The sequence below is a fragment of the Mycoplana ramosa genome, assembly GCF_041930185.1.
GTDB lineage: Bacteria > Pseudomonadota > Alphaproteobacteria > Rhizobiales > Rhizobiaceae > Mycoplana > Mycoplana ramosa.
Window position 1 is genome coordinate 115408 of sequence record NZ_JBHEEW010000014.1, and the last position, 12771, is coordinate 128178.

Here is a 12771-nt window from a genome sequence, read left to right on the forward strand (position 1 = left end):
CGGCTCGCTCCTCAATCGGACCTAGCTCAGACCGCTGATGCGGTGGTGAAGGCTTCCAATTGAGCTTCAAAGGCGCGCTTGTACGCGGGCCGCGCTTCGCCGCGGGCCACATAGGCGGAGAGGTTCGGATTTTCCTCCAGCAGGCCCGATCCTTTCAGGCGAAGCAGCACCGACACCATCTCAAGGTCGCCGGCGCTGAATGCGCCGTCCAGCCATTCGACATCACCCAGTCGAGCGGAAAGTTCGCGCAGCCGCTTGCGGATGCGTTCGTCGACGATGCGCAGCCGCTGGGTGAACCAGGGCTTGTCCCCCTCCAGGTACCGGGCGGCTTCGCGATCGATGATCGGCTCTTCTATTGTGGTGAGCGCCGCAAACATCCACGCAATTGCCCGCGCTCGGCCATTCGCATCGTCTGGCAGAAGGCCCGCATGGCGCTCGGCGATGTGAAGCACGATCGCGCCTGACTCGAAGAGGGCGAGATCGCCTTCCTCATAGGTCGGAATCTGCCCGAAGGGATTTAGCGCCAGGTGGGCGGGTTCCTTCATCGCCTTGAACGAAAGAAGGCGAACGTCGTAGGGCTGGCCAACCTCCTCGAGCGCCCAGCGCACCCGCATGTCACGCGCCAGCCCCTTGCCGCCATCTGGCGACCGTTCAAAGGCGGTAATCGTAATCATCATCGCTCTCCCCATGTCGCTTGCTGCTTGGAGGACGATTGGCAGAAGGAAGTTCCGACACACGGCGCGCTATCTGTCCACCCTCGAACCGCGCCCGGCCCGCACCGTCAAAGGGCGGTGCCCTCCAGTTGTCAGTACCGATAGGCCGCGCTAGGAATGTGCGTGCCATCGCCGATCGGCGATGCGTCCCGCCCTTTCCGCATCCAGAAGTGATCTCCATGCCCAAAATCGATCTCGCCGCCCTTGAGGCCATGGTCCAGGCTCTGCCCGAGCGCGTCAAAGGTCCCGGCGGCGTCGCCGGCGTCGTCAAGGATGGCGAGGTGATCCTCCGCCACGCCTGGGGCTTTGCCGATCTCGAGCAGCGCGTGCCGATGACCACGCAAACCCTAATTCCGATCTGCTCGATCACAAAGCAGTTCACCTGCGCCGCCCTTCTCGACATCGTCGGTGATCCGGCAGAACTCGACGCAGCCCTCGCCCGCCATCTGCCCAACCTGGAGGACCGGCGACCGACGGTCGCGGACCTGTGCAACAACCAGTCCGGCCTGCGCGACTACTGGGCGCTGACGGTGCTGCACGGCGCGATGGCCGATGGCGTCTTCGCCCGCGAGGATACGGCGCGGCTGTTCGCCCGCATGCACAAGACCCATTTCGAGCCGGGCAGTCACTATTCCTATTCCAACGGCAGCTTCCGCATCCTTTCCGACCTGATCGAAGAGGCGGCCGGCAAGTCGCTTGCCGAGGTCTATCGCGAGCGGCTGTTTGGCCCGGCCGGCATGGAGACCGCCATCCTCGCCGCCGATACCGCCGCCCCGCTCAACGGCGTCGTCGGTTACGAGGGCAACGAGACGGTCGGCTATTTCCCCGCCACCAATCGCATCTTCTGGTCGGGTGACGCGGGAATCGCCGCCTCGCTCGACGACATGCTCGCCTGGGAGCGGTTCATCGACCGCACCGGCGACGATCCGGACGGGCTCTACAACCGCATCTCGGCACCCCGGCCCTTCGCCGATGGCACGCCTTCGCGCTACGGGTTTGGGCTGGCGCGCGAGACGGTGGACGAAATCGCCCTGACCGGCCACGGCGGTGCGCTCCGCGGCTTCCGTGCCCGCCGGCTGCACGCAGCCTCCGAACGCCTTTCCGTGGTCGTCATGCTCAACCATGAGGGAGAGGCGCATGGGACGGCGACCGCGATCCTGCGCGCCGCCCTCGGGCGTCCGGACAAGAAGGCGGAAGCTGCCCGTCCCGAGCCAGAGTGGTGCGGCGACTACCTCGAGCCCTCGACTGGCCTGCTGCTCAGGATTGCCGTCGCTGGCGACGGTCTGCGCGCATGGTTTGCCACCTCGCCGGAAAACCTCACCGTGGATGCGAACGGCGTTGCCCATTGCACCGCCATGACGCTGACGCGCGATGGCGATGCCATCCGCATGGAACGGCCCGGCGAGAACCTGCGCGCTACCGCCCGGCGCATCCCTGCCGGGTTGCGCGATGACATTGCCGGCCGTTTCGTGTCGGAAGAACTGGATGCATCGTTCGAGATCGTCTCGGCCGGCGGCGCCTGGTACGGCGCTTTCGCGGGCTTTCTCGGCAAGGGCGCCATGCACCCGATCCATCCTGTCGGCAAGGATGTCTGGCGCCTCTCCTGCCGCCGCTCGATGGACGCACCGGCGCCGGGTGACTGGACGATCCTGGTGCGCCGGGACGCAGCCGGCGAGGTTTGCGGCCTGACGGTCGGTTGCTGGCTTGCCCGCAAGGTGGAGTACGTCAAGGCAGGCTGAAGGGATGGGCCAGCGGCGGCGTTCTGGGTGCCGAACGGGCGGGAGGCATCGGGCGGCTTGCCATTGACACGCAATCTGGAAACGGCCCGATACCGGTCGCAGCTCTGCCCCCTCACCCTGTCCCTCTCCCCGCGAGTGGCGAGGGGTACTGGCGAGGTTGCGGCGCGTCCCTTCGCCGGTGTCGCTCATTGCGTGGCTGCCACCACCGCGAGGCACAACGGAATGCCAGAAACGAAAAAACCCCGGAATTCCGGGGCTTTTCGAATCAATCCGGGACGCTATAAGGCATCCGGAAAAAGGGAAATGGTGCCCAGAAGAGGACTCGAACCTCCACGCCTCGCGGCACAGGTACCTGAAACCTGCGCGTCTACCAATTCCGCCATCTGGGCGACGGAGGCGGATGTACGGGGATAGGCCGCCGGTGTCAACGGGCTTTTTGAAGTTTTTGCAACGACATGTGCAAATCCCTCATTTCGAGCGCGCCGCCCAGTCGCGGATCAGCGCCAGACCCTGTTCCAGCAGGGCTTGCGCCGCTTCTTCTGTTGCCGCCTCGACGTAGCAGCGCATCTCCGGGGCGTTCCCGGATGGACGCAGGTGGATGATTCGGCCGTCCGCCAGCGTGACCCGCAGCCCGTCGATGTCGCTGATGCGTGCCGGGGTGCCGATTGGGGCCAGGAAGGCGGAAAGGGCCGCCGGACCGGACCGCAGCATGGCCATCAGCGCCGCACTCGTCTCGACCGGAAAGTCTTCCAGGCGGCCGGCGGCAGCGACCGGCAGGCTGAACGAGGAGGCGACAGCCGAAAGGGACTGTCGATGCGGGGCGGCAAGCGCGAGAACGGCGAGCACAGGCAGGAAGCTGTCGCGGGTCGGCAGGGCGGCCAGAACCTTGCCGTTGACCGTGCACGGCGTGGCCGTCAGAGTGCCGCCGTTCGCCTCGAAGCCGACGACGGTCCTTGCACCTTTCGCCACCGCCTCCTCCATGGCGGCGATCACGAAGGGCGAGCCCACGCGCGTCCGCAGCACGCTGAAGCTACCGGCGGCCTCGATTCCCGAATTCGAGGTGACCGGCGTGACGACGACGTCCGCATCGAGGAAATTCGCCGCGATCAGGCCGAGCAGGTCGCCGCGCAGGGGGGTGCCGGTCTCGTCGGCGACGAGCGGCCGGTCGCCGTCGCCGTCCGCTGAGACGATCGCGTCGAGCCGATGCTCGGCAGCCCAGCCGCGCATCCGGTCGATCGTCTCGGCGGACACCGCTTCGGTGTCGACCGGAATGAAAGTGTCCGAGCGACCGAGCGCGACGCACTCGGCACCGAAGCCGGCGAGGACGGTCACGAGCAGATCGCGCGCAACGGTGCTGTGCTGGAAGACGCCGATCCGCCGCCCCGCGAGCGTCCCCGGCGGCAACAGGCCGGCATAGCGCTCGAGGAACAAGGCCTCGGCCTCACCGGACGCATCGCTTGCCGAAGCGGCCGATGCTTGGAAGGGTTCGCCGGTGGCCGCGATCGCTTCGGCCATCGTCGTGATTGCCGTTTCGTCCGTCTTGCCGATCTCGCCGTCCGGTCGATAAAACTTGATGCCGTTGCGGTCGGCGGGGATGTGCGAGCCGGTGATCATCAGGCTCGCGGCGCCGTACCTCAATCCGAGATGGGCAAGCGCCGGCGTTGGAACCGTGCCGCAATCGCGCGGTGAAAGCCCAGCCTGCCGCAGCGCACCGATGACGATCGCGGCGATCGCCGGGCTCGACGGGCGGAAATCGCGGCCGACGAGCACCGTGTCCCCCGGCCTGGCCAGGCCGGAATCAAAAAGATGTCGGGCGAAGGCAGTGGCGTAGAGCGCCGCCGGCGGACCCTCGAGATCGCTTGAAAGTCCCCGCAGTCCGCTGGTGCCGAATTTCAGACTCATGCCGTGCTCCGAGTTGTAGTATGCTGATGCCACCCGCATCTCATGCCCGATTTTCTCCGCGCTGTCCTCTGCTTCCGAGAATGGGGTGCGCAAGGGCGCATGCGAAAGACCAGAGAATGAAACGGCGCGGGGACGCTTCGAGCGAGCGAAAAGGGATGCAGCAGGAACTTGCCCTTTGAAAAACGTCAGAGAGGATCGCAATGTCCAGGTTTTTTAGTCTCGTTCCCGCCGTCACCATGGGCCTTGCGGCTGTTCTGGCCCCGCTTTCCGCCAACGCTTTGCCCCCGGCTATTCCGGATCACGGCCTCGGGTCCGATGTCGTGCCCGCACGCGCCGTGTGCAATGCCTATAGCTGCTGGAACCTCACGCCGCTCTATAGTCCCTTCTACCGGCCCTATTACAACCCGATCTATCAACCATATTATCGTCCGTACTACTGGCCTGCCTACCGGCCGTACTACCGGCCCTTTTACAATGGCCCCTACAACCGGCCGTACTATCCGCCCTACCGGACCTATTATCGTCCCTATGACAGCCCGTATTACGCGCCAGCCTATGGTAGCTACAACTATCACGTGGCGTGGTGCCTCAATCGTTACCGCACTTACGACCCGGGAACGAACCGGTATCATGCCGGCGGCGGCGTCTATCGCGTCTGCGTCTCGCCCTATCGTTGAGCAGGCGGCCGGGAGGTCGGCGACTTAGCCTTTTTCAGCTTCGGTCGACATGGCCGAGATCGCGATCGGGCTCGATCACATCGCGTACGCGCTGCTTCAGTTCCTTCGGCCCCGGGAACCCGCCGTCGCGCTTGCGCTCCCAGATCAGTTCCTCGTTGACCCGGATTTCGAAGTTGCCGCCGGTGCCCGGAAGGAGCGCGACTTCTCCAAGGCTGTCGCCGAATGTCTGCAGGAGTTCCTGTGCCATCCAGCCGGCGCGCAAAAGCCAGTTGCACTGCGTGCAGTAGAGGATGGAGACGCGGGGCTTCTGCTCGTTCATCATTGTTTGTTCCTTGCTGGTGCGCAGGCCTGGCAGGGCATGGGCTTTTTTGACGTGAGTTGCTGCGCGGTTCACGAACATGTCAACTCAAATTCATCAGGCTTTACCGCGAGCGATCTTGCCCCGGAGGGGCGCTGGCCCGAAACGGCGTGCGGTGCAATATTTCTCGATTGGATTTCTCATGAACGACAAGACCTCCCGGCAACCCCGGCTGATCCTGCCCTTCCTCGGCCCGGTCTATACCTCCCTCGGCGAAAGCACGGAGACCCTGCTGCGCCTTCTCGCCGGCGCGCTCTTCGCCGTCCATGGCTACGGCAAGATCCTCAATCCCTTCGGAGCGGTCGGCATGGTGGAAAGCCTCGGCTTCTATCCAGGCGTGATCTGGTCGCCACTGCTGGCGGCGACGGAGTTTTTCGGCGGCATTCTGGTCGGGGTCGGCCTGCTGACGCGGCCGGCCGCGTTCGCGTCGACGATCGTTCTCGTCGTCACCGTCTACGTCCACTGGGTCGTCAAGGCCGAAGGACTGATGGGAGCGGAGAAGTCGATTCTCTGGGCGGCCATCATGCTCTACTTCGCCGTCCGCGGCGCCAACGGCCAGTCGGTCGACGCCCGGATCGGTCGTCAGTTCTGATCCTCGACCGACCTGCCTGCGCGGTCAGGGCTCCACATCCCAGTAGAGCGGGAACATCGGATCGAAGACGGTGACGGGCCCAGCGCCGGTCTCGATCTTCGCCGGGAAGGCGACGGGCGTTTCGCGGCGCACGAGCCGGATCGTCTCCTCGTTGGCGGGCAGGCCGTACCAGGCCGGTCCGTTCAGCGACGCGAAGGCCTCCAGCCGGTCGAGCGCGTTTTCTTCCTCGAACACATGCGCCAGGCAGCTCATGGTGTTGACCGACGTGTAGATGCCGGCGCAGCCGCAGGCGCATTCCTTCAAGGGGTCGACATGCGGGGCGGAATCGGTGCCGAGGAAGAAGCGTGCGTCGCCCGAGACGGCAGCGGCGCGCAAGGCCAGGCGGTGCTGCTCGCGTTTGGCCACCGGCAGGCAGTAGTAGTGCGGCTTGATGCCGCCGACCAGGATGGCGTTGCGGTTGATGATCAGGTGATGCGTCGTGATCGACCCGGCGAGATTGGCCTTCGATGCCTTGATGTAGTCGATGCCATCCTTCGTCGTCACGTGCTCCATCGTGATCCTCAGGTCCGGCAGGCGCCGGCGCAGCGGGTCGAGCACGGTGTCGATGAACACCGCCTCGCGGTCGAAGATGTCGACCTCCGGCGTCGTCACTTCACCATGAACGCAGAGCGGCAGGCCGATCCTCGCCATCCGTTCCAGCACCGGCATCGCCTTTTCGATGTCGCGCACGCCGCCATGCGAATTGGTCGTCGCGCCGGCGGGATAGAGTTTTACCGCCGTAATGAGGCCGCACGCCTTGCCGGCCTCGACGTCGTCGGGGCTGGTGTCTTCCGTCAGATACAGCGTCATTAGCGGCTGGAAACGATCGCCGGCCGGGAGTGCCGCCATGATCCGCTCGCGATAGGCCTTCGCGTCCGCCGTCGTCACCACCGGCGGGACGAGGTTCGGCATGATGATGGCGCGGGCGAAATGACGGCTGGTATCACCGATCACCCCCTTCAGCATCTCCCCATCCCGCAGGTGCAGGTGCCAGTCGTCGGGGCGGCGAATGGTGATCGTTTGCATGCGCTGGAAACTCCGGCTAACTCGATGGGGACGCCGCGCGCATTATCACCCCGACAGGGCCTGTGGCAAACCTTTTGCCGTCTCAGGCCGGCTGGCCACCAAACTGGTTCGCCCCCGGCGTGCCCTCGCTGATGTACCAGTAGAGCAGCACGATCCAGCCGATCACGGGAATGAGGCCAATCAGCAGCCACCAGCCGGAGCGATCGATGTCGTGCATGCGTCGGGCGGCCACGGCGATGCCCGGCAGGAGCACGCCGAGCGCGAAGATGACGCCGAGGATCTCCTGGCCGAAGATCGCCTGGTCGATGATGCCGATGACCAGCGAGGCGATGAGATTGAAAAGCGCGAACCACCAGAACTCCGAACGGCCCGCGCGCCCGGTGAAATCGGCATATTTCGAAAAGACGGTCGAGACTGCTTCCTGAAAATTCATGATCCCTCTGGCCCCATGATCGAGTGCTTGCACACCAAGGTTGTGTCCAGGCGACGTTGCAACGATTCGCTCTCGGACGCAATGTAGGGGGATCAACCCTGCTCCAGGGTGAGGTCGGCCGGTCTGCGGCGTTCCAGGACCAGACGCCCGTTCGGCAGGTCATTTTCATAGACCTTGGCATGGGCGGCCGCCTCGCTCAGCTGGTAGCCGCGCCACCGCGCCCAGAGCCTTTCTTCCAGCACTTCAATCGGCGGCGCGAGCATGACGGAGTAGTCGAACAGACCTTCCAGCTCGGCCCACTTGCCTTGGTTGAGCAGCAGGTAGTTGCCTTCGGCGACGATGAAGCGATGCTCCGGCGAGATTACGCGCGCCGAGGCGACGGCGATCTCGCGCGATCGGTCGAAGACCGGGACCAGCACCTCCTGGTCGGCCGCGCGCACGGCGCGAAGGATGTCGAGAAGTCCGCGGACGTCAAAACTCTCCGGCGCGCCCTTGCGCGCCAGAAGGCCACGCTCGAACAGCAGGCCGTTGTCCATGTGGAAACCGTCCATTGGCAGGACCTCGGCGCTTTCCCCCCTTGCCTTCAGGGTATCGGCCAATTGGTCCGCCATCGTCGACTTGCCGGCGCCGGGCGGACCGGCGATGGCGATGAGAAAACGTCCTGCATCGCCCGCCCGGCGAACGACCTCCGCGACGATAGCGTCGACGACCGCGATCATGCGGCGAGCGCTTCCGCGGGCGGTTCCTTGGCGCCGGTCATGAAGGCGACCGCGTCCGACATGGTGTGCTGCTTGGGGTCGATGACGCACAATCGCCGGCCGAGCCGGTGGACGTGAATGCGGTCGGCCACCTCGAACACATGCGGCATGTTGTGCGAGATCAGCACGATCGGCATCCCGCGCGACCGCACGTCGAGGATCAGTTCCAGCACCCGGCGGCTTTCCTTCACCCCAAGCGCCGCGGTCGGCTCGTCAAGGATGATGACCTTCGAGCCGAAGGCGGCGGCGCGCGCCACGGCAACGCCCTGGCGCTGCCCCCCCGACAGCGTCTCGACCGCCTGGTTGATGTTCTGGATCGTCATCAGGCCGAGCTCGGAGAGCTTGCTGCGGGCGAACTTTTCCATAGCCGAGCGGTCCAGCTTGCGGAACAAGCCGCCGAGCAGGCCGGGTTTGCGGATCTCGCGGCCGAGGAACATGTTGTCGGCGATGGACAGCGCCGGCGAGAGCGCGAGGTTCTGGTAGACGGTTTCGATGCCGGCGCGCCGGGCCTCGATCGGGGATCGGAAATGCACCGGCTGGCCGTCCAGGCTGATCTCGCCCTCGTCCGGCGTCACTGCGCCGGAGATGGCCTTGATCAGCGTCGACTTGCCGGCACCGTTGTCGCCGATCACGGCAAGGATCTCGCCGGGATAGAGGTCGAAATCGGCGTTGTCGAGCGCGGTAACGCGACCGTAGCGCTTGGTGAGACCGCGTGCGGTGAGGATCGGATCGCTTGCCATCAGCCTGCTACCTTTCTGATCCATTGGTCGACGGCGACCGCCGTGATGATGAGGACGCCGGTAAGGAAGACCTTCCATTGCGGGTCGGCCCCGAGCATGTTGAGGCCCATGGAGACCACGCCGACGATCATAGCCCCGATCAGCGTGCCGAGGATCGAGCCGCGCCCGCCGAACAGCGAGATGCCGCCGATCACGGCTGCGGTGATGGCCTGCAGATTGTAGTCGGTGACCGCGGCAGACGGCGAGATCGAGCCGTTGCGGCCGATCGAGACCCAGGCGGCGAGCGCGGCGATCAGGCCGGCCAGCGTGTAGGCGCTGAGCAGCACCCGATCGACGCGGATACCGGAGAGTTCCGCGGCATCCGGATCGTCGCCGACCGCGTAGAGGTGCCGTCCCCAGGCGGTGTGGTTCAGGGCATACCAGAGCCCGAAGACGAGCAGCGCCATGATCAGAACGCCGAGCGTGAATACGGCCGAGCCGATCTTGAAGCTGACGCCGAAGATATGCAGCAGCGGCGTCACCGCCGTCACGTCGGCCTCGCGGATCGTCGCATTTGCCGAGTAGATGAAGTTGGTGGCCATGATGACGTACCAAGTGCCGAGCGTGACGATGAAGGGCGGCAGCTTGATCTTGGCTACGAGGAAGCCGTTGAGGAAGCCGCACAGACCGCCGACGCCGAATCCGGCCAGAACGGCGAGTGGCGCGGGCAGGCCGTAGGTGACGGCGAAGTTGCCCATGATCACGGCGGAAAAGACCATGATCACGCCGATCGACAGATCGATGCCGGCCGTCAGGATGACCAGTGTCTGGGCCGCGCCGAGGATGCCGACGATCGCGATCTGCTGCAGGATCAGCGTCAGCGTGTAGGAGGAGAAGAACTTTCCGCCGATCGCCATGCCGAAAATGATGATCGCCGCAACGAGCACGATGAACGGGATTGCAGCCGGCGTCGAATGCAGGAAATGCTGGATTTTCTGGACCGCCGTCTTGTCGTGCGTGTCGAACGACGCGACCTCGGTGGCGCTGTGGACCAGGACCTTCTCGAATTCCTGGGATGGTTGTGCGGCTAGGTTGGGCTCGCCCATGACCTTCCTCCCGTGCCCCGCTTCAGTGGGGGGTGCGTGCATTCCGCGCCGCCCGCCTGCAACCCACAGGCCCGGCGCTTATGGAAAGCTGCGCGGTTTTTGCTGTCTTGTCAAAGCGTCCATGTGCGAAGGGCGGCGGGCCGCCCTTCGGTTCATGCCTCGCCATGCTGGACGAGAGGACTAGCCCCAGCACTTCTCCGTGCCGGTCTTGACGTCGATCGATTCGACGCCGGCGGCCGGCTTGTCGGTGACGAGCGCCACGCCGGTGTCAAAGAAGTCCTTGCCTTCGGTCGGCTTCGGTTTCTCGCCAGTCTCGGCATATTTCTTGATCGCCTCGACGCCGAGCGCGGCCATCATCAGCGGGTACTGCTGCGAGGTGGCGCCGATGACGCCCTCGGCAACCGACTTGACGCCCGGGCAACCGCCGTCGACGGAGACGATCAGAACGTCGTTCTCCTTGCCGACGGCCTTGAGCGCCTGGTAGGCGCCGACGGCGGCCGGCTCGTTGATCGTGTGGATCACGTTGATGTCGGGATCCTTCTGGAGGAGGTTTTCCATCGCCTTGCGGCCGCCTTCCTCGTTGCCGTTCGTCACGTCGTGGCCGACGATGCGCGGGTCGTCCTCGTCGCCGATCTTGTTGGGGTCCTTCGGATCGATGCCGAAGCCGATCATGAAGCCCTGGTCACGCAGCACGTCCACCGTCGGCTGCGACGGCGTCAGGTCGAGAAAGCCGATCTTGGCGTCCTTGGCCTTGTCGCCCATGGTGGCGGCGGCCCACTGGCCGATCAGCTTGCCGGCCATCAGGTTGTCGGTCGCGAACGTCGCATCGGCGGCGGTCGCCGGATCGAGCGGGGTATCGAGCGCGATCACGAGCAGGCCGGCGTCCTGCGCCTTCTTGACCTGATCGACGATTGCCTTGGTGTCGGAAGCGGCGATCAGGATCCCCTTGGCGCCGTCGGCGATGCAGGATTCCACCGCGGCGACCTGGCTGTCGTGGTCACCGTCGATCTTGCCGGCATAGGCCTTCAGCGTCATGCCGAGTTCCTTGGCCTTCGCGGTCGCGCCTTCCTTCATCTTGACGAAGAAAGGATTGGTGTCGGTCTTGGTGATCAGGCAGGCGGTGATGTCTGCAGCGGCGGCAGGCGAAGCAAATGCGACGCCGAGCGCGAGTGCGCCGAGAGCAGCGCTCACAATGGTCTTCTTCATGTAATCCTCCCAAGGATGAAACGGGATACGCCCTCTGCGCATCCGGATGCCGTGGCCGTTTCTGTTCCTCGCAGGACGGCCGTGCTTCCAATGGCAAGGGAAACACCGAAGAAACCGCTTGTCAATAAATAAATCGAATTGAATTATTAATTCGATCTGGCATGCTACGGCAAATCGGGGCATAGCCCGCACAGGTACGCGAATGCCCGGGAAACGGGGATGGCGCGGACGACGCGACAGACATCCCTTGCCGGATTTTGGGAGGAGACCTGCATGGCTGAGGCAACCGCACCGGCGATCGCGCCGGCGGTGATTCTTGATCCGTCCGGTGGGTCGAACCAGGTGCGCGTGCGGGCCTACAACGAGCGCCTCGTCATGTCGCTCGTGCGCCGGCACGGCGAGCTTTCCAAGGCGGAAATCGCCCGTCGCAGCGGCCTGTCGCCCCAGACCGTCACGGTCATCATGCGCGCGCTCGAGGCCGATGGATTGCTCATCCGTGGCGAGCCCACGCGCGGCAAGGTCGGCCAGCCTTCGACGCCCATGCGGCTCAATCCGGACGCGGTCTATTCCTTCGGGGTCAAGATCGGGCGACGCAGCGCCGAGCTTGCCGTGATGGATTTCGTCGGGCAGGTGCGTCTGCAGATCCGCCGCATCTATGCCTACCCCATGCCGGACGACATTGTCTCGTTCATCATTGGCGGCATCGCCGAACTGGAAGGGCAGATGACCGATGAGCAGCGGCAGCGCATCGCCGGCATCGGTGTCGCGACGCCGTTCGAGCTGTGGAACTGGGCGGCTGAGGTCGGCGCGCCGCAAGAGGACATGGATCGCTGGCGCGGCGTCGACCTGCAGCGGGAGGTCTCCCGTCGCGTCAGTCATCCGGTGTTCCTGCAGAACGATGCGACCAGCGCCTGCGCCGCGGAACTCGTCTTCGGTCTGGGCCAGCGCTATCCCGATTTCATCTACCTCTTCATCGGTTCCTTCATCGGTGGCGGCGTCGTGCTCAATTCGGCGCTCTTTTCCGGCCGCACCGGAACGGCCGGCGCCATCGGCCCGCTGCCCGTGCAGGGCCGGGATGGACGGACGGTGCAGCTGTTGAAGATCGCCTCGATCTTCGTGCTGGAGAATCATTTGCGGGCGCGCGGCATCGATCCGCGACCGCTGTGGTATTCGCCGGACGATTGGGTCGATTTCGGCGAACAGCTCGAAACCTGGATCCAGGACGCCGCCGCAGCCCTCGCCCAGGCGCTGATCGCCGCTGCCTCCGTCATCGACTTTTCGGCGGCGGTGATCGATGGCGGTTTCCCCGCCTGGGTGCGGCGACGGATCGTGATCGCCACCCGCGCCGCGCTCGACAGGCATGACCTGCAGGGTGTGATCATGCCTGAATTACTCGAGGGCGAGGCCGGCAGCCAGGCGCGAACCATCGGGGCCGCCAGCCTGCCGCTCTTTGCCCGCTACCTGCTCGACCAGAACGTCCTTTTCAAGGAACCGGCCTGACGG

Annotated in this window: 13 protein-coding genes and 1 tRNA gene; 4 read left to right on the plus strand and 10 right to left on the minus strand. The window is 65.1% G+C overall.

Annotation, left to right across the window (positions count from 1 at the left end; genetic code table 11):
- Nucleotides 1-26: 26 nt before the first annotated feature.
- A complete protein-coding gene (locus JNC62_RS17570; protein WP_374840302.1) occupies nt 27-677 on the minus strand; it encodes a glutathione S-transferase family protein in 651 nt (216 codons plus the stop codon).
- Nucleotides 678-892: 215 nt separating this feature from the next.
- On the opposite strand from JNC62_RS17570, the gene JNC62_RS17575 reads away from it, so the two are divergent.
- Nucleotides 893-2452, plus strand: a complete 1560-nt coding sequence (locus JNC62_RS17575; RefSeq protein WP_374840303.1) for a D-aminopeptidase — start codon at nt 893-895, stop codon at nt 2450-2452.
- 304 nt (nt 2453-2756) lie between these two features.
- Here the strand turns inward: JNC62_RS17575 and JNC62_RS17580 are convergent.
- Together JNC62_RS17580 and JNC62_RS17585 are read right to left on the minus strand one after the other, a co-directional pair.
- A tRNA-Leu gene (locus JNC62_RS17580) sits at nt 2757-2841 on the minus strand.
- A 79-nt stretch (nt 2842-2920) separates the two neighbouring features.
- Nucleotides 2921-4354, minus strand: coding sequence for a phosphomannomutase (locus tag JNC62_RS17585; RefSeq protein WP_374840304.1), 1434 nt, complete (start codon nt 4352-4354; stop codon nt 2921-2923).
- A gap of 200 nt (nt 4355-4554) precedes the next feature.
- Between JNC62_RS17585 and JNC62_RS17590 the strand changes: the two genes are divergently transcribed.
- Nucleotides 4555-5031: a BA14K family protein gene (locus JNC62_RS17590; RefSeq protein WP_374840305.1), complete on the plus strand. Its 477-nt coding sequence runs from the start codon at nt 4555-4557 to the stop codon at nt 5029-5031.
- 34 nt (nt 5032-5065) lie between these two features.
- Here the strand turns inward: JNC62_RS17590 and JNC62_RS17595 are convergent, their stop codons facing one another.
- Nucleotides 5066-5350, minus strand: a complete 285-nt coding sequence (locus JNC62_RS17595) for an Rdx family protein (RefSeq protein ID WP_374840307.1) — start codon at nt 5348-5350, stop codon at nt 5066-5068.
- Nucleotides 5351-5531: 181 nt separating this feature from the next.
- On the opposite strand from JNC62_RS17595, the gene JNC62_RS17600 reads away from it, so the two are divergent.
- The gene (locus JNC62_RS17600) at nt 5532-5981 is read left to right on the plus strand and encodes a DoxX family protein (protein ID WP_374840308.1); all 450 of its coding nucleotides are present in this window, start codon (nt 5532-5534) and stop codon (nt 5979-5981) included.
- A 24-nt stretch (nt 5982-6005) separates the two neighbouring features.
- Here the strand turns inward: JNC62_RS17600 and pyrC are convergent, their stop codons facing one another.
- The 6 genes from pyrC to JNC62_RS17630 all read right to left on the minus strand — a co-directional run bounded on the left by pyrC (nt 6006) and on the right by JNC62_RS17630 (nt 11268).
- Nucleotides 6006-7046 carry a dihydroorotase gene (gene pyrC / locus JNC62_RS17605; RefSeq protein WP_374840309.1) on the minus strand — a complete coding sequence of 347 codons (1041 nt, stop codon included), beginning with the start codon at nt 7044-7046 and terminating at the stop codon, nt 6006-6008.
- Nucleotides 7047-7128: 82 nt separating this feature from the next.
- Complete coding sequence (locus JNC62_RS17610) at nt 7129-7479, minus strand: DUF805 domain-containing protein (protein WP_374840310.1); 351 nt, start codon at nt 7477-7479, stop codon at nt 7129-7131.
- A gap of 92 nt (nt 7480-7571) precedes the next feature.
- On the minus strand, nt 7572-8198 hold the full coding sequence (locus JNC62_RS17615) for a nucleoside triphosphate hydrolase (RefSeq protein ID WP_374840311.1): 627 nt from the start codon (nt 8196-8198) through the stop codon (nt 7572-7574).
- A complete protein-coding gene (locus tag JNC62_RS17620; protein ID WP_374840312.1) occupies nt 8195-8977 on the minus strand; it encodes an ATP-binding cassette domain-containing protein in 783 nt (260 codons plus the stop codon). The genes JNC62_RS17615 and JNC62_RS17620 overlap by 4 nt, the downstream gene beginning before the upstream one ends.
- Nucleotides 8977-10062: an ABC transporter permease gene (locus JNC62_RS17625; RefSeq protein WP_374840313.1), complete on the minus strand. Its 1086-nt coding sequence runs from the start codon at nt 10060-10062 to the stop codon at nt 8977-8979. The genes JNC62_RS17620 and JNC62_RS17625 overlap by 1 nt, the downstream gene beginning before the upstream one ends.
- A gap of 180 nt (nt 10063-10242) precedes the next feature.
- Entirely contained in the window at nt 10243-11268 is a 1026-nt protein-coding gene (locus tag JNC62_RS17630; RefSeq protein ID WP_374840315.1) for a sugar ABC transporter substrate-binding protein, read from the minus strand.
- Between the two features lie 273 nt (nt 11269-11541).
- Between JNC62_RS17630 and JNC62_RS17635 the strand changes: the two genes are divergently transcribed.
- Entirely contained in the window at nt 11542-12768 is a 1227-nt protein-coding gene (locus tag JNC62_RS17635; protein WP_374840316.1) for an ROK family transcriptional regulator, read from the plus strand.
- Nucleotides 12769-12771: the final 3 nt, after the last annotated feature.